15 protein-coding genes and 1 CRISPR repeat array are annotated in these 22,396 nt (G+C 46.3%); of the genes, 4 read left to right on the top strand and 11 right to left on the bottom strand.

The window, feature by feature from the left end; translation table 11 throughout:
• Nucleotides 1-16: 16 nt before the first annotated feature.
• On the bottom strand, nt 17-1,504 hold the full coding sequence (locus tag B6N13_RS17520; RefSeq protein ID WP_169460129.1) for an aldehyde dehydrogenase: 1,488 nt from the start codon (nt 1,502-1,504) through the stop codon (nt 17-19).
• A gap of 329 nt (nt 1,505-1,833) precedes the next feature.
• Between B6N13_RS17520 and B6N13_RS17515 the strand changes: the two genes are divergently transcribed.
• Complete coding sequence (locus B6N13_RS17515) at nt 1,834-3,120, top strand: MFS transporter (protein WP_169460128.1); 1,287 nt, start codon at nt 1,834-1,836, stop codon at nt 3,118-3,120.
• Between the two features lie 57 nt (nt 3,121-3,177).
• Here B6N13_RS17515 and B6N13_RS17510 read toward each other — a convergent pair whose 3' ends face one another.
• Nucleotides 3,178-3,786 carry a LysE family transporter gene (locus B6N13_RS17510; protein ID WP_169460127.1) on the bottom strand — a complete coding sequence of 203 codons (609 nt, stop codon included), beginning with the start codon at nt 3,784-3,786 and terminating at the stop codon, nt 3,178-3,180.
• Nucleotides 3,787-3,885: 99 nt separating this feature from the next.
• Here B6N13_RS17510 and B6N13_RS17505 point away from each other — a divergent pair, with 99 nt between their 5' ends.
• Entirely contained in the window at nt 3,886-4,764 is an 879-nt protein-coding gene (locus tag B6N13_RS17505; RefSeq protein ID WP_012071198.1) for an ArgP/LysG family DNA-binding transcriptional regulator, read from the top strand.
• Between the two features lie 86 nt (nt 4,765-4,850).
• Entirely contained in the window at nt 4,851-5,687 is an 837-nt protein-coding gene (gene galU, locus B6N13_RS17500) for a UTP--glucose-1-phosphate uridylyltransferase GalU (RefSeq protein ID WP_169460126.1), read from the top strand.
• Between the two features lie 106 nt (nt 5,688-5,793).
• Here galU and yjfF read toward each other — a convergent pair whose 3' ends face one another.
• From yjfF to B6N13_RS17470, 6 genes are all read right to left on the bottom strand, one after another.
• On the bottom strand, nt 5,794-6,762 hold the full coding sequence (yjfF, locus tag B6N13_RS17495) for a galactofuranose ABC transporter, permease protein YjfF (protein WP_012071200.1): 969 nt from the start codon (nt 6,760-6,762) through the stop codon (nt 5,794-5,796).
• Nucleotides 6,759-7,817: an ABC transporter permease gene (locus tag B6N13_RS17490; RefSeq protein ID WP_169460125.1), complete on the bottom strand. Its 1,059-nt coding sequence runs from the start codon at nt 7,815-7,817 to the stop codon at nt 6,759-6,761. The genes yjfF and B6N13_RS17490 overlap by 4 nt, the downstream gene beginning before the upstream one ends.
• 62 nt (nt 7,818-7,879) lie before the next feature.
• Nucleotides 7,880-9,451, bottom strand: coding sequence for a sugar ABC transporter ATP-binding protein (locus B6N13_RS17485; protein ID WP_169460124.1), 1,572 nt, complete (start codon nt 9,449-9,451; stop codon nt 7,880-7,882).
• A gap of 84 nt (nt 9,452-9,535) precedes the next feature.
• A complete protein-coding gene (locus tag B6N13_RS17480) occupies nt 9,536-10,522 on the bottom strand; it encodes an ABC transporter substrate-binding protein (protein WP_282434088.1) in 987 nt (328 codons plus the stop codon).
• Nucleotides 10,523-10,762: 240 nt separating this feature from the next.
• Nucleotides 10,763-11,710 (bottom strand): AEC family transporter, encoded by a 948-nt coding sequence (locus B6N13_RS17475; RefSeq protein WP_012071204.1) that lies wholly within the window; start codon nt 11,708-11,710, stop codon nt 10,763-10,765.
• Between the two features lie 152 nt (nt 11,711-11,862).
• Entirely contained in the window at nt 11,863-12,783 is a 921-nt protein-coding gene (locus tag B6N13_RS17470) for a LysR substrate-binding domain-containing protein (RefSeq protein ID WP_169460123.1), read from the bottom strand.
• A 133-nt stretch (nt 12,784-12,916) separates the two neighbouring features.
• Between B6N13_RS17470 and B6N13_RS17465 the strand changes: the two genes are divergently transcribed.
• Nucleotides 12,917-13,615 carry a pirin family protein gene (locus B6N13_RS17465; protein ID WP_169460122.1) on the top strand — a complete coding sequence of 233 codons (699 nt, stop codon included), beginning with the start codon at nt 12,917-12,919 and terminating at the stop codon, nt 13,613-13,615.
• Between the two features lie 76 nt (nt 13,616-13,691).
• Here the strand turns inward: B6N13_RS17465 and B6N13_RS17460 are convergent, their stop codons facing one another.
• From B6N13_RS17460 to csy3, 3 genes are all read right to left on the bottom strand, one after another.
• Nucleotides 13,692-14,222, bottom strand: a complete 531-nt coding sequence (locus tag B6N13_RS17460; RefSeq protein WP_169460121.1) for a hypothetical protein — start codon at nt 14,220-14,222, stop codon at nt 13,692-13,694.
• Between the two features lie 67 nt (nt 14,223-14,289).
• A CRISPR array of direct repeats spans nt 14,290-20,618; the repeat unit is 28 nt; unit sequence TTTCTAAGCCGCGTGCTCGGCGGCAAAC.
• Between the two features lie 130 nt (nt 20,619-20,748).
• Nucleotides 20,749-21,348, bottom strand: coding sequence for a type I-F CRISPR-associated endoribonuclease Cas6/Csy4 (cas6f, locus tag B6N13_RS17455; RefSeq protein ID WP_169460120.1), 600 nt, complete (start codon nt 21,346-21,348; stop codon nt 20,749-20,751).
• Between the two features lie 10 nt (nt 21,349-21,358).
• A complete protein-coding gene (csy3, locus tag B6N13_RS17450; RefSeq protein WP_169460119.1) occupies nt 21,359-22,387 on the bottom strand; it encodes a type I-F CRISPR-associated protein Csy3 in 1,029 nt (342 codons plus the stop codon).
• Nucleotides 22,388-22,396: the final 9 nt, after the last annotated feature.

Raw genomic sequence — 22,396 nt, 5'->3', positions numbered from 1 at the left:
CCTTTAACAATTATGATTAAAGGCGTATCCAGGTGTTTTTGATTTCAGTGTATTTTTCGAGCGCATGCCAAGATTTATCACGGCCATTGCCCGACGCTTTCACGCCGCCAAACGGTACCGTGGTATCACCATCGCCCCAGGTATTTACCCACACCATGCCGGATTCAAGTTTGCGACTAACTCGGTGAGCGCGAGATAAATCATTGGTCCAAATCGCCGCTCCTAAGCCATATTTAGAATCATTGGCAAGCTCAATGGCTTCGTCTTCGGAATCAAAGGTCATCACCGCCAACACAGGGCCAAAAATTTCTTCTTGCACGAAACGCATCGAATGATCGGCATCGGAGAAAATCGTTGGATTCATAAAGAAGCCTTTGCCTTGCTGATATTCAGGCACACCGCCAAGCTCTAGCGTTGCTCCGTCATCGATGGCACTTTGAATAAAACCAGACACATTATCAAACTGAGCTTTGTCGACCATTGGCCCCATTTTCGTCGCTGGATCAAGTGGATCTGCTGGCACATATTCACGGGCTGCTTTTAGTAGCTCGACCATAAATTCTTCTTTGATACTGCGGTGCAAATACAAACGCGAGCAAGCAATACACACCTCACCTTGGTTAGTAAAAATCGCCGTTGCAGCGCCCTTTGCTGCGGCTTCTATGTCTTTGCAATCATCAAAGACCAAGCAAGGCGATTTGCCACCAGCTTCCAGCCAAACACGCTTCATGTTGGATTGACCTGCATACTGCATCAACATGCCAGCTACACGACTAGAACCAGTAAACGCCAAGGTACCAATATCATGATGTAACGCTAGCGCCTTGCCCGCCGTATGACCAAATCCTGGCAGTACATTAAACACACCATCTGGCATACCAGCTTCAGTCGCTAATTGCGCAATGCGTAACGCACTTAATGGTGATTTTTCGGAAGGTTTCAGAATGACGCTATTACCTGCGGCAAGTGCAGGAGCAATTTTCCACATCACCATCATCAATGGATAATTCCACGGCGTAATAATGGCAACCACACCAAGTGGCTCTCGGCTAATTAAGGCAAGGTTCTGTGGATTTGTTGGAGCAATTTCGCCATATAGCTTATCGATGCATTCTGCCGACCAGCGCAAGCAATCAAGTGAATCTGGCACATCAATGCCGACCATCTCAGAAATCGATTTCCCCATGTCGAGGGTATCTATTAAGGCTAACTCATCTTGATGTTGTTCCAACAAATCGGCCCATTTCTGCAAAATACGTTTGCGCTTGCCTGGAGCTAATTCCGACCAAACACCACTTTTGAAGCTCTGTTTTGCTGCAAACACAGCCAAATCTACATCAGCGCTATCGCAGCTGGCCACCTTGGCGAGCAAAGATTCATCGGTTGGATTAATACAGTCGAATGTCTCACCACTTTGCGCAGCAACAAACTGTCCATTGATGTAAGCGTTATGTGGCACCTTAACGTTAGCTCGTAACGCTTGCCATTCTTGATAGGTTTTCATTTTATATCCTTTCTTAAATGGTTTTTTCTCTCAGTGACTTTTGCGCGAAGTCACGAGCGTTGTTATCGTAAACAAGTCTCACTATGTACTCTAAATTAACTGAGCCAAGTAATAAAACACCATATCCCCTAAGAGGTATGTGATTTGCATCAGATATTGTCACCTCATAATCCGTACCACCACAATTTATGAGCTATGATAAAGTTTAGCCGAAGAATACCGGCTTATGATTGCAATAAGAGACTCATTCGGTATAGTCAGCCGAAATAATGATCAACTCAACCATGATGAATTTTATGTTTACTATAGAAATCCCAAAAGGACACTAAATGTTAAAGCAAACCCTGTTTCCAATCTGGAGTCTGCTCATAGGTATTGCCGTTCTCACCATGGCAAGTGCTTTGCAAAGCTCACTGATCGGTATTCGAGCCTCTATTGAGGGGTTTAATACAACGGCGACTGGTTTGATTATGTCCGCCTACTATCTTGGCTTTATCCTTGGTTCGCTTTTAGTACCAAGCTGGGTTAAGAACGTCGGCCACATTCGGGTGTTTGCCGCTGTGGCATCTTTGGCTTCTATTACCATTTTGATGCAATCCGTTGTGGTTAACCCATGGTTCTGGATGTTAATGCGGATGGGCACGGGCTTATGTTACGCAGGTCTATTTATTGTGACAGAAAGCTGGTTAAACGACATCGCGACCAACAAAACTCGCGGCCGTTTATTTTCGATTTATATTATCGAAATCTGGGCAAGCCAAACCATCAGTCAGCTCTTATTGAATCTATCATCTCCTAGCGGTTATGGTTTGTTCATCTTAACTTCGGTATTAATTTCCTTAGCCGTAGTACCACTATTGTTGGTTCGTACACCATCACCTACCATCAACGTACCAGAAAAACTCAACATTCTTGGTTTGATTAAAACCGCACCTCTTGGTGTTACGGGTGTCACCATAGCTGGGGCAACCTCGGGGGCGTTATTGGGGCTAGGCGCGCTCTATGCCAAAACCATCGGATTAAATATTGCTGAAATTTCGATTTTCATTGGTGCCAGCTATGTTGGCGGGATGCTGCTGCAATGGCCAATAGGTAAACTTTCTGATCGTCAAGATCGTCGTGTAACCATACTGTGGGTCGGTGTTGTCGGCGCATTAGCGGCCTTTATTGTGCCGCTAGGTGGCGGCATAAATAGCCAAATACTAATGATGATTGGTATGTTTGCGGTGGGGGCGTTTACCTTCCCTATGTATTCTCTTGCCTCTTCTCATATGAATGACCAATTACGCCCCGAGCAAATCCTCTCTGCTAGTAGTGGCATGATATTGCTGAACGGCATTGGCGGTATGTTAGGGCCTCTAATAGCTGCGGCATTAATGGATACGCTGCAAATAAACGCCTTATTCTGGTTTGTCGCTAGTCTTAATATGACGGTCGCACTAGTTGCGCTGTATCGTATCAACCGCAAGCCAGCTATGATCATCGAAGAGCAAGGGGATCAAATCCCTGTTGCCCTTACGGTATCTTCTGTCGCAACCGCAGAAATGCTTGTCGAGGCTGACTCTTCTAACACAACAGTAGAAGAAAAAAGCCACGAGGTGGAAATCAAGCTTTAACCAGCTAAGCTCTCAAAATAACTAATACTCAAAAACAACCACACAATGCTTGCGCTATTAAGACAAGGATTGTGTGGCGATTTTAAGTGCAATACTCCAGATCAAGATTGCATTAATGCGATTAAACCAACGCCAAAAAGCGGCTTTTTCTAGCCATTTAGCGCACAGCTTTCCTACCAGAGCTAAAGATAAAAACCACACTATTGACGCAAACACGCCACCAAACACAAACTGCCACTTTGCGTCCTGCCATTGATTCGCCAAACTGCCCATCAGGATCATGGTATCTAAATAAAAGTGTGGGTTAAGCCAAGTCACGGCAAAGCCCATCATCACTAAAGGCCACAAGGCAAGTCGCTTGCTATACTGCTCAAGAATCAAATGCTCTTCTTGAAACGACGCCCGCCATTTACCCAGTGCAAACCAGACTAAAAACGCCACGCCAGCCCAACGGGATACAGACAACAGCCAATCGTGGCTTTGCAAGAGCAAGCCTAAACCAAACGCCCCAAGGGCAATAGAAATAGCGTCACTTGCAATAAACAGCAAAGCAATTGGAAAAGCATAATGTCTCTTCAGTGCTTGCTCTAATAAAAAACTGTTCTGTGCGCCAACTGCGACAATCAACCCACCGCCCGTAATCGCTCCACTCAAAAAGGCCAACATAACTATCTCCAACAAGCCCCAAAATAAAAGTGGCTTGATCTTATCTAAGACAAGTTATAAATTTAAATTAATTAAACTAAAGTTATATTAGAAATATTTATGATGGATTATAAAGCGTTATCCTCTCTCCATGCTGTTTTAAAATTCCAAAGCTTTGATAAAGCCGCTGAATATCTGCATCTGACACAATCTGCCGTATCGCAAAATATCAAACGTTTGGAACAAGAATGCGGTCGCCCTTTACTTATTCGCGCAAGACCAGTGGTTGCTACACCGCTTGGTGAACAACTTCTGGCGCATTTCAACAAGGTCACCATGCTCGAAGAAGGCTTACAAGAAGCCATTCAAGGCAATCAGGCGACTCAACCAATCAGCATTGCGGTAAACAACGATACGCTCGCTACTTGGTTTACCGAGGTGGTCAGCCAATTTTCTGCAACCGATTCCACCAAGCTACATATCAAAGCCGCCGACCAAGCCAAAACTCGCGCCTTATTACAAACAGGTGAAGTGGTCGCTTGTATTAGTCAAATTGGTACGCCAGTGTCTGGTGGAGATTCAATATTTCTTGGCAATATGTATTACGAACTGGTTGCAACACCAAGCTTTATTAAAGAGCATTTAAAAGGTGACCTTAGCGCTGAAGCTGTTCTAAAATCCCCCTCTTTGATTTATGACGAACATGATGAACTTTGGGCGCGTTATCAGAATGAATGCTTAGAGGTCAAAACCGATATTAGCCACAGCCATTGGTATCCATCCTCCCATGGCTTTGTTGAGCTGGTAATGGGTGGCACAGTCTGTGCTTTAGTACCTAGTATTCAAATTAAACAGAAAATAAAAAGCAAGAAACTGGTATCCTTGCTGCCAAACAAGCGGCTGGCCTTGCCTCTTTATTGGCATTGGTACAAACTTAATTCACCTGTACTGGATCGGTTAACTAAGGTGATAAAAAGTGTCACACGAGATGCACTATAATGAGTGCATCGCCGAAACAGGCTGGCTATGTCGTATTTTTTAGACAGCCACTTAACAAAGCACAAAGCCATTTTTAAGGAAAAATTATGATTCGCAAATGTCTATTCCCTGTTGCTGGTTATGGCACACGTTTTTTGCCTGCCACTAAATCCATGCCAAAAGAAATGCTTCCGATTGTAAACAAGCCTTTGGTTCAATATGGCGTAGAAGAAGCGGTCAAAGCGGGTTTAGACAATGTTACTTTTGTAACGGGTCGTGGTAAACGTGCTATTGCTGACCATTTCGATATCAGCTACGAGCTTGAGCATCAAATTGCAGGCACCAACAAAGAAAAATACCTAAATGAGATTCGCTATCTAATCGACAACGTTAACTTCTCTTTTACTCGTCAAAACAACATGTTAGGTCTAGGCCATGCCATTTTGACTGGCGAGCCACTTATTGGTGATGAAGCTTTCGGTGTGGTACTAGCAGACGACCTTTGCTTCGGTGAAGACGATGGCGTAATGGCTCAAATGGTCAAGCTTTACAACCAGTTCCGTTGCACCATTGTTGCTATCGAAGAAGTGCCAGAAGACGAAGTACACAAATACGGCGTCATCAAAGGTGAGTCCATGATGGATGGCTTGTACCGAGTTACCGACATGGTAGAAAAACCAGCAAAAGAAGAAGCACCATCGAATCTTGCTATCATTGGCCGTTACATTCTAACGCCAGATATTTTTGACAAGATCCGTAACACACCTGCTGGCCGTAACGGCGAAGTTCAAATCACCGACGCCATTTTGCAACAAGCCAAAGAAGGCTGTGTATTGGCTTATAAATTTAAAGGCAAACGTTTTGACTGCGGTAGTGTTGATGGCTTCGTTGAAGCAACCAACTACTGCTACAAAAACATTTACCAAGATCCTACTGAAGTGTAATTTTCTCCATAACAGAAAATTGCACTAAAATAGAGCAAAAAAAACCAGTACTTCAAAAGTACTGGTTTTTTTATGTCTGATTAAGCCAATCAGCAATCAATAAAATCTAAGAGGCTGATCTCTTTTTCACCCAAACCACAATGCCCTTTTGCAGCAAGATAAAGAACAGCAACAACCCACCAACCGCTAACTTGGTCCACCAGCTATTCAACGAACCATCAAAGGTGATTAAGGTTTGGATAATGCCTTGAATCATTCCTCCCAAGAAAGTACCAAACACATAACCCACACCGCCAGTTAACAAAGTCCCCCCAATAACAACGGCTGCGATGGCATCTAACTCCACCCCAACCGCTGCTAACGGATACGCCGATCCTGTATAAATCGCAAAGATCACCCCAGACATGGCGCTGTAAAAGCCGCTCAACGCATATATTTTAATGATGGTCTTTTTAACGGGTACGCCCAACAAGGCGGCAGAATGACTGTCTCCACCCAAGGCATACACGCTCATGCCAAAACGCGTTCTACGAGCAATTAAAATCCCCAACGCAAGCAATACCAACATAGCCATAGCAATAAAGGTCAAACCACCACGTCCTGGCAGAGGCACATAAATATCGTATAACCCAGCAATAAAAGGATGATCAATCGGCACAGCGTCTAAGTTGATCAAATACGCCAAGCCACGAAACAAAAACATTCCTGCTAAGGTAACGATAAATGCCTGAATCTCGAAAAATGCAATAATTACTCCCATTGCGGCGCCAAAGGCAACACCGACAACCAAGGCAATACCAATAGCAAACAAAGGATGCATGCCCGTATTGGAAATCAGATACGCCATCAGCACGCCGATAAAGGCGATCATTGACCCAACCGATAAATCGATACCACCAGACAAGATAACAAATGTCATACCAATCGCAGTAATAATCAAAAACGCGTTATCAGTTAATAAATTTGAAAATACCAAGGTGTCACGAAAGCCTTGATATTGGTACATGCCAAAACCGTACAGCATGATGAAAACCAGTAAGGTTGCCAATATCGGCAAATTACGTTCGTTAATCATGGTTTTGCACTCCTCTTATCAGTACTCGCTTTACCAGTACTGCTTTTGCCTGCATTCTTATTCTTCGAGAAGAAGCCTGACAACCATTGACGTGTTTTAGGCGATTGAATCAACAATACCGCAAGAATAATGGTCGCTTTCACCACTAAATTATATTGAGCTGGCAAACCACTAGTGAGAATCGCTGTGGTTAAAGTTTGAATAATTAGCACACCAACAATCGTCAGTAACAAATAAATACGCCCGCCCGCTAACGATGCACCGGCCAAAACCACAGCTAAGATAGCATCCAGCTCTAACCACAATCCGGCGTTATTGGCATCCGCGCCACGGATGTCTGCCGCGAGAATAATACCGCTCATCGCCGCACAAAAACCCGAAAAGACATAAGCCGACAACACCAGCAGGCGCGCCTCAATACCAACCAAACGACTGGCTCGCACGTTGGCGCCAACCGCTTCAATAAACAAACCAAGCGCGGTTTTTCGCATCACTAGAACCGTCAGTACAATCATACCTATCGCAATCCATACACGAATAGGGAATGCTAAGAAATAGCCATTACCAATGGCATCCAAAACATCAGAATGAAAAGTGACGATTTGTCCTTCAGTAATCATCTGTGCGATACCGCGACCTGCCACCATCAAAATTAACGTGGCAACAATTGGCTGAATATTGAAAATTGACACCAAGATGCCATTCCATAAACCACACACAACACCAGTGCCCAGAGCACATAGAATGACTAGCCAGACAGGGAAGTCCGTATTCACCGTTAATACTGCCGTTACAGCACCGGAAATTGCAATCACCGCGCCTACGGACAAATCAATACCGCGAGTACCAATGACCACCGCCATGCCTAATGCCACCAAAGCTGTTGGCGTGGCGCGATGTAAAATATCCAACAGGCTACCAAACAAATGCCCATCAACGATTTTAATACTCAAAAAACCAGGCGTTATCGATGCGGTGACCAAAATAATCAGCACCAGCGACAACAAGGGCGCGAGTGTTTTTTGATGTTTATGCAGAAAATTATTCTTTTTCATAGAAACGGCTACTTTGAATACTTACTTATAAAAGAGACTAATCGAGAGGTTTTTATCGCGCTTTAACTCGCAATCGTGCGCAATATCGCTTGCTCTGAAACCTCATCCCCATCAAGCTCCGATATCTTATGATGGTCTTTCATTACCACCACCCGATGAGCAAACATAACCAACTCTTCCAACTCAGAAGATGCCACTAGTAAACCCATGCCTTGCTCACACAACTCTTTAATGATCTGGATGATTTCATGGTGAGCCCCAATATCGATACCACGGGTCGGCTCATCCAAAATCAGCAATTTCGGATGCGTAATCAACCAGCGGGCAAGAATCACTTTTTGCTGATTGCCACCGCTTAACTCGCCAATAGGTTTGTCCATATCTGGGGTTTTGATCGCCAAACGCTTAATCATTTCTTCAACAAGCTTTTGCTGCTCTGCCATGGAAATAGGCGACCACCAACCTTTGCTCGCTTGCAGCGCAAGAATCATATTTTCCCTAACACTCAGCTCCGCCACTATGCCGTCTTGCTTGCGGTCTTCTGGGCAATACCCCATGCCAACTTGGATCGCACGACGCAAAGAAGACTTAGCCAATGAATGCTTACCAAGCGTGACATCGCCTTGATCCGGCTTCACCGAGCCATAAGCCAGCTCACAAAGCTCAGTACGACCAGATCCCAACAAGCCCGCCACACCGACAATTTCCCCTGCTGCAATACTTAAATTTAACGGCTGAAGATAGCGTTGCTTGCCGACATTATTTAACTGCAAAAGCTCAGTACGCTCGCGTTTAATGGAGTGATCATGAGCCGTTGGTGCTAGATCTTCTAAGGATTTACCCACCATATGACTCACCAAATCGGAACGCGTCAGCTCGGCGGTTTTAAAAGTACCGATGCACTCGCCATTACGTAGCACAGTGATGCTATCGGTAATACTGTAAACTTGATCTAGGAAATGCGTTACAAAGATGATGCCTAACCCTTCGGATTTCAAACGTTCCATCAGATCAAACAACTGCTTGATTTCATCACTGTCTAAACTGGCCGTGGGCTCATCTAATATCAGCATTTTGGCTTGTGTACTTAAGGCACGAGCAATCGCCACTAATTGCTGAATCGCAATCGAATAAGTGTCTAACTGGCGCAATGGATCTATCTCTAAACCCACTTGTGCTAGTAACTCTCTGGCACGTATTTCAGCTTTCTTCCAGCTAATCAGACCAAAGGTTTTTTCTTGATGCTGTAATGTCAGGTTTTCCATCACAGACATGGTAGGAATAAGATTAACTTCTTGATAAACCGTACTGATACCTAAACGCTGCGCATGACCACTATCTGACGCATTGATCAAGCTACCATCTAATAGAATCTCACCACCATCTCGCGGATAAACACCGGTCAGTACTTTAATTAGGGTGGATTTACCGGCACCATTTTCGCCCAGCAAGGCGCGAATTTCCCCCTGTTGAATCTGCAAAGACACATCATTAAGAGCTTGAACACCGGTAAAAGATTTAGAGAGATTTTTGATTTCCAGTAAAGGACGAACCGCGCTTTGCGCTTCTTTGCCCCTTTCTTCAACTATCAAGGTTTCTTTGACTTGCACATTTTCTTTGACTAAATGCGACATGAACTGCAGTCTCCATTTTGACGAACATAAATAAGCAAAAACAAAACGTACCTAGACAGCTATAAGCCTAGGTACGTCGCTATATTATTTACGCTTCGCGTATTCCGCAGCAGCTGTATCAGGAAGGTACAATGGGCCGTTTGCTTTAATCCATTTATCTACTTTCTCACCTTTTTGAGAAGCTAGAATCGCATCAAATGCTGGACCACCAAGATGAGGATTCAACTCAATAGTCGCGTTCGCTTCGCCATCAGCCATAGCTTTAAAGATATCTGGAACCGCATCAATAGAAACTACTAAAATGTCTTGGGTTGGTTTCACGCCCGCTTCTTTCATCGCCAAAATTGCGCCCAATGCCATGTCATCATTGTGAGCAAACAGCGCGCAAATATTCTTCGCACCACCTTCCGCTTTCAAGAAACTTTCCATGACTTCTTTACCGCCAGCACGCGTAAACGAACCAGACTGAGAACGAATAATCGTCATATTCGGAAAGTTACTGATGATAGAGTCAAAGCCCGTCTTACGATCAATCGCAGCAGATGAACCAACTGAACCTTGCAACTCAACAATGTTACAACGACCATTGGTTTTAGCTGCCAACCAAGATGCCGCTAATGAACCTTCTTCTTTAAAGTCAGAAGCCACTTTCGTTAAGTACAAACTTGGATCTGCTGCTACACCACGATCAATCAACACAACAGGGATTTTAGCGCGTTGCGCTTCTTTCAATACCTGATCCCAGCCAGTTTCCACCACAGGAGCAAGCAAAATACCATCAACACCTTGCGCGATAAATGAACGCACGGCTTTAATTTGGTTTTCTTGCTTTTGTTGTGCATCAGAGAATTTTAGATCATAGCCACGGCGTTCAGCCTCAGCTTTAATGGATTCGGTTTCAGACGTCCGCCAGCCACTTTCAGAGCCAATTTGCGAGAAACCTATCGTAAGATCTGCTGCCATCGCCGAAGCAGACAACACAGGAAGTAATACAGAAAAAGTTGTCAACATAGCCTTGCGTTTGAATGCACCCAGCCATGGCAACGAAGAACGAACGGAGAGAGATTGCATACTAGATTCCTTTTTGTTTTTGTTGTGATCTATTCTGAGCGCCACACACCCGTCATTAAAGACAAGCCAACACCCTGAGATTCACAATATATCCCTAACAATTACCTTTCAAATGCAAGTTACAGCAAACCTCATATCAATATTGATATGAAAGAACACCGTAACATGACTTTTTCATCCACAAAGTAGCATCTTTCAGCCACCACACAAAATGGCACTTTTCAGACATTAAAGAGGACGTTACATCAAATACAACTGACTCAACCAAACGCTCACTGGCAAGGTAATAATAGACAACAAAGTCTGCATCGTAATATAAGCCGACATTCTATCCGCATCACCGCCCAACTGACGTGCCAAGGCGTAAGCCGATGTTGCGGTCGGTACCACACCAAATAACACCGCCACCAAAGCAGGTAAACCACGAACATCCAGCCACCAGCACATCAAGCCAATCACCAAAGGAAACACCACAAAACGTGCGAGCGAAGACATCACAAAGGTCATGCCGACAGAGCGAATCGTCTCAAAGCGCACACTAGCGCCAACCGCCAACAACACCAATGGCAAGGCAGCTTGAGACAACATCCCCAGCACATCAGAGACCAAAATAATCGGCGTCAGTCCGAGCAAATTCAAACTACTGCCAAGCAAGATCGACACAATCAAAGGATTGCGAATCAAAGCTCCACTTAACAAACGTGGTAAAGATGTTGAAGACGAACTATCCGTCGAAGACGGCCCATGCATCAAGGTCATAGACACCACTAAAAACACATTAATAGAAGGAATCAACACCGATGCACCCAACGCTGCCAATACCAAACCATCATTACCATACAAACTCCCCGCCAACGCCAACATAACAAAGGTGTTAAAACGCACACCCGCTTGCAGCATAGACGACGCCGTCGGCGCAACCACCTTCATCAGCCAAGTACTGATAAATACAAAAACAGCAGTCACCAACAAAGCAAACAACAAAATAAAAGCATACTTTGGCAACATGGGGTTACTGAAATCGATTTGCGAGGTTTTGCTGAACAACAAAGCAGGAAACAGCACCCAATAGGACAACTTATCAACGCCAGACCAAAAGCCTTCCATCGGAAAACGCCAACGCTGACACACAGCACCAGCCATCAACAGCAAAAATACCGGCAACACTGAAAGAGAGAGAGAAAACACGATTACCCCTTAAAAAAATAGCCCAAATGCCCCTGCCCGAAAGCACGAGGTAATCACCTGTAGGTCGGCCTTTAGGCCGTCAAAAGCCCGATAACACCAAACCAAAAACCTTGACGCGCTAATGCACGACCTACAAGATCGACGGAATTCGTTTAACGAAAGCCTCCTTCGCGAGAATGACAAAGCTGCCAATCCTGAATTGCCAATTGCTCTACAAACCACGACAAACCTTTGCCCGGATCATCTTTACGCCATGCCAAGTACGCCATCTGATTCGGCCTTGGCAACTCACACTGACGCAATACTAAACGCCCAGAACTCAGCTCATCAGCAATGCGATGTTTCGGCAAATACCCCACGCCTAAACCCAAACATTGCGCTTGAATTTTACTGCGCATGGTATCGACCCTAAGCACTTGCCGACTCTCAAAAATCCCACTGCTGCGGGCTGGCAAAATTTTTGAACTATCAGCAACAACAATAGAAGGATATTGACGCAATTGCGCGGCGGTAATCGTCCCATCGGTCAACGCCAACGGATGCGTTGGTGACACAGCGAACACAAACTCTATCTCACCAATGGCTCTAATATGGACATTCCCCTTGGGCAACTCACCCGTCGCACCAATAACCAAATCCGCCCTATCGTCTTGCAATGCATCCCAACCTCCGCCGACAGCTTCTTCAGATAAGCTCAACTCCACCGGTCGATTCTGCGATAAGAAATCCCCAACCACCGACATCAAAGGCGACTCTAACAGCACTGTATCGCGAGCGATTCTTAGCTTAGGCTCCCAACCTGACTCGAACTGCTTGATCGAATCTTCTAATCGTATCGCGGCTTCCAAAATAACTCGACCTTGCTCCAACACCAAATGCCCCGCTGGCGTTAGTACCGCTTTTTGTCGAGACCGATCAAACAACGCCACGCCCAAATCGTCTTCCAGCTTCTTCACCGTATACGTTAACGCCGAAGGCACCTTAAACAACGCCTCCGCTGCCGCCGCAAAGCTGCCCAACTGATGAATCGCCTCCAACACCCGTAATGCTTCCAATGTCACCGCGTAGGCCATAGCTCAACCTTTGTTCAATTTTTTTGAAATACTAGCTCAAAACCTTCCAATTTTCTTTCTTTTTCCCACCCACTACACTCACTTCATACCCGCACGTCATTATGACCTGCGAGAAAAAATCAGGAGAAAAACAATGATCACACTTCGCAACGCACAAGACCGTGGACACGCAAACTTTGGCTGGCTAAACAGCTACCATACATTTTCTTTTGGCAGCTACTACGACCCACAACAAATGGGCTTCTCTCACCTACGGGTAATCAACGACGACACCGTCACCCCAGGTGCCGGTTTCGAAACCCACGGCCACCGCGACATGGAAATATTCAGCCTAGTATTAGAAGGCACCATCGCCCATAAAGACAGCGCAGGCAACATAAAAGAACTGCCCGCAGGCGAATACCAACTCATGTCCGCAGGCAAAGGGGTTTACCACAGCGAATTCAACGCCTCTAAAAAAGACATGCTGAAATTTCTACAAATTTGGATTCAACCCAACCAACTAGGTGGAGAACCCGGCTACCAACAGAAAGCCTTTAGCCAAGCGCAAGGCTTCACCACCGTCATCACACCAGATGGCGCAAATGGCACCTTGCAAGTTAAGCAAGACATGCAACTGATTCAACTGATCCTTGAAGATCAACAAAAAGCCACATGGCAAGCAGACAACAATCGCCACTACTATGTGCACCTGATCGAAGGCGAACTGTCCCTAGGCGACGGCATCACCATACAACCTGGCGACGGCGCGAAAATTGAAAACGTGTCAGAAATTAACTTCGAAAGACTAAGCGAGCAACGCGTTAAAGCACTGCTTTTTGACCTGGTTTAATTTGATTTAATCAGATTGGATGGATCACTGTTTAAAACCTATAAAAAAATGCTAATTAGACAGTGATCTACTACTCTTATTCTGTAAAAAAGGGTTGGATAAGAAGTCTATATCTGTACCCTACACCACCCGATACTGCTACTTTATCTAAAAGTGTCGTCTCACTATTCTCTTTGTCATAAAATAAGTAAGCATTATTAAATTTAACGGATTCGTTACCATATTTTTCCATTAAAAAATCAAGCAATACATTAAAACTATTATCTGACATACTTTTCCAAGAGATAGTTATATCAAACAATTCACCTGCAGGATCAAAAGCATAAGCAATAGTAGCACTCGGATCGATATAACTTGGCTGCCAGTCTTCATCGACAAATAAGAACTGATTTTTCACATAGTTTTCTTGATTTAATTTTGGAGGAACTTCATATGAAAACAACAGGTTCTCGCAATTAAGATATGCCTTCACATCATCAATGTCACTCCCCAAATAAGCTCCAAACCACTTAGAATGATTGGGCTCAACTTTCACCTCACAGCTTTGAGCGAATGATATAGTACTTAAAAAACAACACACAAAACCAAAAATATAACGCATAAACATCACATAGCTCCCTTTAATAGGATGAATAATCTCGTGCATTCTACCCTATTAATTTATTTATCTACATTTTCTAAACCGCCTGTTCGGCGGTGAACATGTAATGCTTGCGCTTGGTGAGTTTCAATTTTTTCTAAGCCGCTTGCTCGGCGGCGAACTCGGTGCGGTATTGAGCTTCTTCTTTTTTGTCTTTCTAAGCCGCGTGCTCGGCGGCGAACTTATTGATGTGGTAACTAAGGCATCGCTAAACTTTCTAAGCCGCGTGCTCAGCGGCGAACTTCACTTGCTGAGAATAAATAGGATTGGTCTTTTTCTAAGCCGCGTGCTCGGCGGCGAACCTCGTGATGTTGTCTTGGTGTGTCCATGTTGCTTTCTAAGCCGCGTGCTCGGCGATGAAGATTTCATTTCCTGATGTTTTTTGAACATCTATTTTCTAAGCCGCCTGTTCGGCGGTGAAGTCGAAATCAAAAACCGCAGGGCAACTGCATGTTTTCTAAGCCGCCTGTTCGGCGGTGAAGTCTTTTGTTTAGGTGTGTTTTTTCTGTATAGCTTTCTAAGCCGCCTGTTCGGCGGTGAAGTGGCAGAAGGATTTAAGCGGGAAGGTTAAGCATTTCTAAGCCGCCTGTTCGGCGGTGAAGTCACACTGTCCCGAACGGACGACGATAGCGAATTTCTAAGCCGCCTGTTCGGCGGCGAACATAATGTTTTGCGCGGTGGAGATGCTGGTATCTTTCTAAGCCGCGTGCTCGGCGGCGAACTCATGCAATGGACGTTCCATCCAGTAACTAACTTTCTAAGCCGCGTGCTCGGCGGCGAACCGCGATCGAAACCGACCCTATCAAGTCATTGATTTCTAAGCCGCGTGCTCGGCGGCGAACGGAAGAAGTACTACAACACTATTCATGGTGCACTTCTAAGCCGCGTGCTCGGCGGCGAACCGCCCACAGTCACAATAGAGCTTCTACCTAACTTTCTAAGCCGCGTGCTCGGCGGCGAACAAATATATGATTCTGCAAATTTTTCTACAGATTTTCTAAGCCGCGTGCTCGGCGGCGAACAAGAAGCAACATACCAAAGCGGCGCAAACAAGTTTCTAAGCCGCGTGCTCGGCGGCGAACATCCCTGAACATTTGCGCGACGATTCCGAATTTTTCTAAGCCGCGTGCTCGGCGGCGAACAAACACGGTCTTCTAACTCAAAGTCGGTTTCTTTTCTAAGCCGCGTGCTCGGCGGCGAACTTGTGGTTCAGTCTGCTGAGGTTGTTTCTTATTTTCTAAGCCGCGTGCTCGGCGGCGAACGCTTTTGATGATGCGGAGTTTTCTCAACTGGTTTTCTAAGCCGCGTGCTCGGCGGCGAACAAAATATCTTATTGAGTAGCATTCTTGAATAATTTCTAAGCCGCGTGCTCGGCGGCGAACTGGCTAGTTGGTTAGGCAAGATTTCAGACTTATTTCTAAGCTGCGTGCTCGGCGGCGAACTAACCAATATTAACGCCTACATCACTGACCAATTTCTAAGCCGCGTGCTCGGCGGCGAACTGCACAACAACTTAGAAACCTTTGCTCAATGGTTTCTAAGCCGCGTGCTCGGCGGCGAACACCGGAACGAGGTGCAATCCGACAAACTCGCGTTTCTAAGCCGCGTGCTCGGCGGCAAACAACGGTGAGTCTCATTATTTGAGCTTAACCGATTTCTAAGCCGCGTGCTCGGCGGCAAACGGTCTTCCGTGGTGCGAAGCCCTGCGTATTCATTTCTAAGCCGCGTGCTCGGCGGCAAACGAAATCTTGTTACAAGAATATTAGACGCTCATTTTCTAAGCCGCGTGCTCGGCGGCAAACTGATTTCGGCGCTATGCGTGGGTTTAGTTTAGTTTCTAAGCCGCGTGCTCGGCGGCAAACCAGAATCAAACATAGACTGGATTGGGTTGCTTTTTCTAAGCCGCGTGCTCGGCGGCAAACAAGGCGAACATAAATAGGCGCGTACGTTGGGCTTTCTAAGCCGCGTGCTCGGCGGCAAACAGCCTCGTGAAGGCTGGGTACGGTGACTTTGATTTCTAAGCCGCGTGCTCGGCGGCAAACAGTGCGGGCGAGACTTCGACGGCGCTCGGGTTTTTCTAAGCCGCGTGCTCGGCGGCAAACATACCCTAACGCCGCCGCCATGTTTAGAACACTTTCTAAGCCGCGTGCTCGGCGGCAAACATGAAAACACTGTGAGCAATGTAGAGGTTTCATTTCTAAGCCGCGTGCTCGGCGGCAAACATCCGGCTTTTTTTTGTTTGTGGGGTGGTGATTTTCTAAGCCGCGTGCTCGGCGGCAAACTAAGTTCGAATAAGTCGCAAGTGTCCCAATATTTTCTAAGCCGCGTGCTCGGCGGCAAACATTCGACGTTTCTTTCTGCACTTGCTGATGCCTTTCTAAGCCGCGTGCTCGGCGGCAAACATATTCAACGTTCTACTTTTGATCGTTCGCACTTTCTAAGCCGCGTGCTCGGCGGCAAACAATGATGTATAAGCCCGTTTTTGGAGCGTTATTTTCTAAGCCGCGTGCTCGGCGGCAAACTTTTCAAAATCAGCAACTTCACGAGCATGAGCTTTCTAAGCCGCGTGCTCGGCGGCAAACATTCGACGTTTCTTTCTGCACTTGCTGATGCCTTTCTAAGCCGCGTGCTCGGCGGCAAACATATTCAACGTTCTACTTTTGATCGTTCGCACTTTCTAAGCCGCGTGCTCGGCGGCAAACAAAAACGAAGCAGCAAGCGACGCTCTGGATACTTTCTAAGCCGCGTGCTCGGCGGCAAACTAGCAATGTACTAAAAAACGTTTATCTCGATTTTCTAAGCCGCGTGCTCGGCGGCAAACCCATGACACCTGTCGCGTAACTTCCACAATTGTTTCTAAGCCGCGTGCTCGGCGGCAAACGTGTCTGTGTCTGGCTCTGATCTTGTCATGATTTTCTAAGCCGCGTGCTCGGCGGCAAACAAATCGAACAATCGTTTCGGCTTTATCGTGTGTTTCTAAGCCGCGTGCTCGGCGGCAAACTTTCCCACCATTTACACACAGCATCTACGTACTTTCTAAGCCGCGTGCTCGGCGGCAAACCCAAAATTCGATAATCAAATAATACTCATTAATTTCTAAGCCGCGTGCTCGGCGGCAAACACCCTTATGACGACATGGAAAAACACGTCAATTTTCTAAGCCGCGTGCTCGGCGGCAAACTAAAACCATTGCAGTTTTACAGAATTTCGAACTTTCTAAGCCGCGTGCTCGGCGGCAAACCGAATGATCAGCACTATGTAAAACGACATACATTTCTAAGCCGCGTGCTCGGCGGCAAACCGTGGAACGATGATAAGAATGATTTTGTTGTTTTTCTAAGCCGCGTGCTCGGCGGCAAACTTACATATTCGCTGGTTGGGTTGTTGTCGCTTTTTCTAAGCCGCGTGCTCGGCGGCAAACGTACGGATTATGGCTCAATTGGGGCGGCTATTTTTCTAAGCCGCGTGCTCGGCGGCAAACAAATTGCAAAACAATCAAAAAAACACTAAAAATTTCTAAGCCGCGTGCTCGGCGGCAAACTATCGCGACATACTGCAAGCCGACTTTAACAATTTCTAAGCCGCGTGCTCGGCGGCAAACAAGCCATCTATAAACCAACAATAACACTAGACTTTCTAAGCCGCGTGCTCGGCGGCAAACACATCATTTTCTTGGCAGCAAAGACGCCTACATTTCTAAGCCGCGTGCTCGGCGGCAAACTCAAGGATCGGAAAAGAAAAAGAACGCTAAAATTTCTAAGCCGCGTGCTCGGCGGCAAACCATTTACACTTGCTAGGTTCCTGCACTGCTTCTTTCTAAGCCGCGTGCTCGGCGGCAAACCGGGCAAAGTATGGCGCCGCGCTCGTAAATATTTTCTAAGCCGCGTGCTCGGCGGCAAACTAGGTTTTCACGAAAAACATCAAACTGCTTTTTTTCTAAGCCGCGTGCTCGGCGGCAAACCGGTGTTCGGTAATTACACCGCACCGTCTAACTTTCTAAGCCGCGTGCTCGGCGGCAAACATTTTGCAGCGGAAGCGTTGGGGTCTTGAATATTTCTAAGCCGCGTGCTCGGCGGCAAACGTTGCAAACTGCATTCTCTCGCTTTAGATCATTTTCTAAGCCGCGTGCTCGGCGGCAAACCATTCTAAAGGTTTGACTTCCTCGCTGTATGCTTTCTAAGCCGCGTGCTCGGCGGCAAACTAGACGTGATTGTTGAGGAAGCGGCGGACGTATTTCTAAGCCGCGTGCTCGGCGGCAAACCCACGAATACGGGCGGCACAAATACCGTAGGCTTTCTAAGCCGCGTGCTCGGCGGCAAACCTGAACAAGAACACGGTGAAGACGGTGAAGACTTTCTAAGCCGCGTGCTCGGCGGCAAACAAAGCCAATCACTCTTGCGGTCTTTCCATTCATTTCTAAGCCGCGTGCTCGGCGGCAAACATCATTACCAAGCACTATTGCACTTTCCATTGTTTCTAAGCCGCGTGCTCGGCGGCAAACCGGGCCCATTCAACCGCCGTTTTTAGTTTGCTGTTTCTAAGCCGCGTGCTCGGCGGCAAACGTTACTGGCGACTTGGTCGACGGATACAAAGATTTCTAAGCCGCGTGCTCGGCGGCAAACGAGTGAAGAACTAAAACTTTATGGTGTTGGGCTTTCTAAGCCGCGTGCTCGGCGGCAAACTTGATTTGTTCAATTTCTTTGTCGGGCTTTGATTTCTAAGCCGCGTGCTCGGCGGCAAACTCATAACTCACTGCGATAGACTGCACACGCTCTTTCTAAGCCGCGTGCTCGGCGGCAAACTTGGATCAAGCTTGTCAGCTACTGGGGCGGTATTTCTAAGCCGCGTGCTCGGCGGCAAACCAGAGTCAAACATAGACTGGATTGGGCTGCTTTTTCTAAGCCGCGTGCTCGGCGGCAAACTTAAAGAGTTTGGCGCTTACGTGCTAAGCCTTTTTCTAAGCCGCGTGCTCGGCGGCAAACTAATGGCACGAGTTAGAGCGCTAGACGCGTCATTTCTAAGCCGCGTGCTCGGCGGCAAACCGCCAACATTACCATCTATCGTAATCGTGATATTTCTAAGCCGCGTGCTCGGCGGCAAACTTGGCTTAGCTGGTGCTGTGTGGGTACTTAACTTTCTAAGCCGCGTGCTCGGCGGCAAACTTTTTCTTCTACAATTTCTTTTGGTGTTATATTTTCTAAGCCGCGTGCTCGGCGGCAAACGTTGGAACCGTTGCCGAGGAGGTGCTTTCTATTTTCTAAGCCGCGTGCTCGGCGGCAAACATCATTGCGGCGGCTTTCTTTGTAGTGGAGTATTTCTAAGCCGCGTGCTCGGCGGCAAACACCACAAGATATATATTACCCGCATTTTGGGATTTCTAAGCCGCGTGCTCGGCGGCAAACACCTCTCCAAGATACTCTAAAGTGCTGGCGTCTTTCTAAGCCGCGTGCTCGGCGGCAAACAGATACTGTGGGCGTGTTGTGGGCGTGTTGTGTTTCTAAGCCGCGTGCTCGGCGGCAAACTTCTTGAGCTGTTCTTTTTATTTTTTCCGTAGTTTCTAAGCCGCGTGCTCGGCGGCAAACGATCATTACCAAAGCGTTTACGAAGAGCAGAATTTCTAAGCCGCGTGCTCGGCGGCAAACTAATAAATCGGTAATTAAATGTTATCGGTCTCTTTCTAAGCCGCGTGCTCGGCGGCAAACTATAAACACAACATCTGGATGATGATCTTCAATTTCTAAGCCGCGTGCTCGGCGGCAAACCGGACGCCTCAGATTTTGGAATTACCGCAGGAGTTTCTAAGCCGCGTGCTCGGCGGCAAACCAAAGCTGCTTGTTAATTACGAGGCACTTTATTTTCTAAGCCGCGTGCTCGGCGGCAAACGTAGGCCGTTGCCGTCAAGTTTTAAAGTCATATTTCTAAGCCGCGTGCTCGGCGGCAAACATTTTTTTTATGAGTGCGACTTGCGCCCTTACTTTCTAAGCCGCGTGCTCGGCGGCAAACGCGCATTACCATGATTTAAGGCTTTTTCATGATTTCTAAGCCGCGTGCTCGGCGGCAAACAGAAAGTTTCCATACGGAGATTGTCCATAATATTTCTAAGCCGCGTGCTCGGCGGCAAACGCTTCGAGATTTTTAAGTTGCATAGCAGTAGCTTTCTAAGCCGCGTGCTCGGCGGCAAACGATAGGCGTAGCCATACGAGAGAAACCAGTAATTTCTAAGCCGCGTGCTCGGCGGCAAACGAATGTTAGTAGAGAGGTCATTACCATAGATATTTCTAAGCCGCGTGCTCGGCGGCAAACGCGTTCATACCGCCTCTTCTATCTCCTTTGAATTTCTAAGCCGCGTGCTCGGCGGCAAACTATAGTTTATTCGCAAAAAAATAAGTTACAACATGCAGTTAGGCAAAAATAAGCGTTTTTACCTATGTTTTTTCTGCATATTGTAACTTGCTGTTTTTAAAGTATATTTTTAAAGAGCAAATTTTATTGGTTAAAACTTAGGTAAAACACCTTTTGCACTTAACCCATAAGTATTGAACATGACACTACTGTTCGATGGTACGGCCTCTTTTCGAATGATACTCATACAAAACTCATTGTCGCTGTGTAGGCTTTTCATTCTGATAAAGGGTAAGGCTTTATCTTCTCTTGCCATGTTATAACCTTTAAAAAATTCTGCCGCTTGCTCCAGTGTTTCGTTGTGGCGTTGCATGCGGCGTTTTATGTGTTTATCAGGCGCGCCTGATTTACGGCGACGGTTAAACGACTCATAGCCCACGACGTCACTCGGTACCTCAGCAATGCTTTTTATGTGAACATAGTCTTCAAGACGGTTTAGCCATTTCCCAAGATTCAAACGCTCAAGGTCGTTTTTATCATTCGCAAACAGTCTAAGCTTGTTGCCAACAAAACCGAGTTTTTCATTTCCACTTGTTTGGTATTTGGGAAAGCTCACGGCAACAGGCACTTGCTTTTGGTCATCTTGAATTTCCACGAGAGCAAGGTGCACTTGCATCATGAGCTTGGACCACAAAAAGTGAACGCCGATGTCGTCACTAGGTAGCAAGGTTATGTCTATGTAATGCTTCATAACCTGCTCCTTATTTATCGCTCTCTCCGAATACACCACCACGAACCAATGTTGCCATGACGTAGTGCTCATCTTCTGGTCGGTTTAATGTTTCACCGCGAGCCCATCCATCAAAGAAGGTATAAAAGTCTTGTTTGTCTTTTGGTGTACGGAAGGCTTTACCAAGGTTGGTGACGGCGCCGTAAGGCTCAACGGCGATAGGGCCAACGGACAGTTCTGGATCATTATGCTCAGGATACCAAGTATCGATGGTACGCAAAGCATTGCCCAGTTTTTGAGAGTGCATTGCCGCTACATCATTCACGTGATATAGAATTTTGCTCTTTTGGCCTTTGCCTTTATCCAAGACTAGCTCTTCACTTGGGTACACTTCTTGAGCGCGGCCCATCAGTGCAAAGCAGCTAATTTCCAGCAAGATAAAGTCATCTTCACTGGCTAAGGCTTGGGCAATGACGTTGGCAAGTTGATCGATTTTTGCGTCTTGGGTGTCAAAATGACGAGTGCTGATTTGAGTGGCATCAAATGTCCATGACTCATTTACTGTGCTATTTTTTGCGATGACATTCACTTCAATTTTTTCAGCGCCAACACGGTTACGCCATAAGAAACGAGCATTGGCGATGTTCGTGGCGTAGCGACGCGCCAATTCGTTGAATCCGTGCTTTTCTATATAAGCATTGGCCGCTTCGCTATAACTTTTCTTAAAATTCGCATTGTTACAAGCCGATGGTTTGGCGATGCCACCCAGCACTTTTACACTGAATTGTAAGTTCAATGTGTCTTGGTCTAGATCCAATGAACATACATCCACTCGTTGTAGGTTAGCTTTTTCCACTTCGGCATTGAGCTTGGCAGGATCATTTTTAACCGCTGCTTTTAATCGATTAGAAATAGTGCCTCGTACCGATTTTTCCTTTAATGCTAACGGCGAGATTTGACTACGATCAGCCCAGGTTGCGCCATACATGTAGCCATCGCTTAGTACTAGTTTTTTCTCAAATGCCAATACGGAAGCCGTGTTGTTATCATTTTTAGCCATGTTAAATAT

The organism is Marinomonas sp. UCMA 3892 (genome assembly GCF_012726345.1).
Classification (GTDB): Bacteria; Pseudomonadota; Gammaproteobacteria; order Pseudomonadales; family Marinomonadaceae; genus Marinomonas.
This window is presented reverse-complemented; position numbering and strand designations above follow the sequence as displayed.

Bases quoted from the DNA above. Each gene is read 5' to 3' on its own strand.
- B6N13_RS17485 (WP_169460124.1), bottom strand. From the start codon at position 9,451: ATGTCGCATTTAGTCAAAGAAAATGTGCAAGTCAAAGAAACCTTGATA.
- B6N13_RS17505 (WP_012071198.1), top strand. From the start codon at position 3,886: ATGATGGATTATAAAGCGTTATCCTCTCTCCATGCTGTTTTAAAATTC.
- B6N13_RS17465 (WP_169460122.1), top strand. From the start codon at position 12,917: ATGATCACACTTCGCAACGCACAAGACCGTGGACACGCAAACTTTGGC.
- B6N13_RS17515 (WP_169460128.1), top strand. From the start codon at position 1,834: ATGTTAAAGCAAACCCTGTTTCCAATCTGGAGTCTGCTCATAGGTATT.
- B6N13_RS17480 (WP_282434088.1), bottom strand. From the start codon at position 10,522: ATGCAATCTCTCTCCGTTCGTTCTTCGTTGCCATGGCTGGGTGCATTC.
- B6N13_RS17460 (WP_169460121.1), bottom strand. From the start codon at position 14,222: ATGTTTATGCGTTATATTTTTGGTTTTGTGTGTTGTTTTTTAAGTACT.
- B6N13_RS17510 (WP_169460127.1), bottom strand. From the start codon at position 3,786: ATGTTGGCCTTTTTGAGTGGAGCGATTACGGGCGGTGGGTTGATTGTC.
- yjfF (WP_012071200.1), bottom strand. From the start codon at position 6,762: ATGATTAACGAACGTAATTTGCCGATATTGGCAACCTTACTGGTTTTC.
- cas6f (WP_169460120.1), bottom strand. From the start codon at position 21,348: ATGAAGCATTACATAGACATAACCTTGCTACCTAGTGACGACATCGGC.
- galU (WP_169460126.1), top strand. From the start codon at position 4,851: ATGATTCGCAAATGTCTATTCCCTGTTGCTGGTTATGGCACACGTTTT.
- B6N13_RS17490 (WP_169460125.1), bottom strand. From the start codon at position 7,817: ATGAAAAAGAATAATTTTCTGCATAAACATCAAAAAACACTCGCGCCC.
- B6N13_RS17470 (WP_169460123.1), bottom strand. From the start codon at position 12,783: ATGGCCTACGCGGTGACATTGGAAGCATTACGGGTGTTGGAGGCGATT.
- B6N13_RS17520 (WP_169460129.1), bottom strand. From the start codon at position 1,504: ATGAAAACCTATCAAGAATGGCAAGCGTTACGAGCTAACGTTAAGGTG.
- csy3 (WP_169460119.1), bottom strand. From the start codon at position 22,387: ATGGCTAAAAATGATAACAACACGGCTTCCGTATTGGCATTTGAGAAA.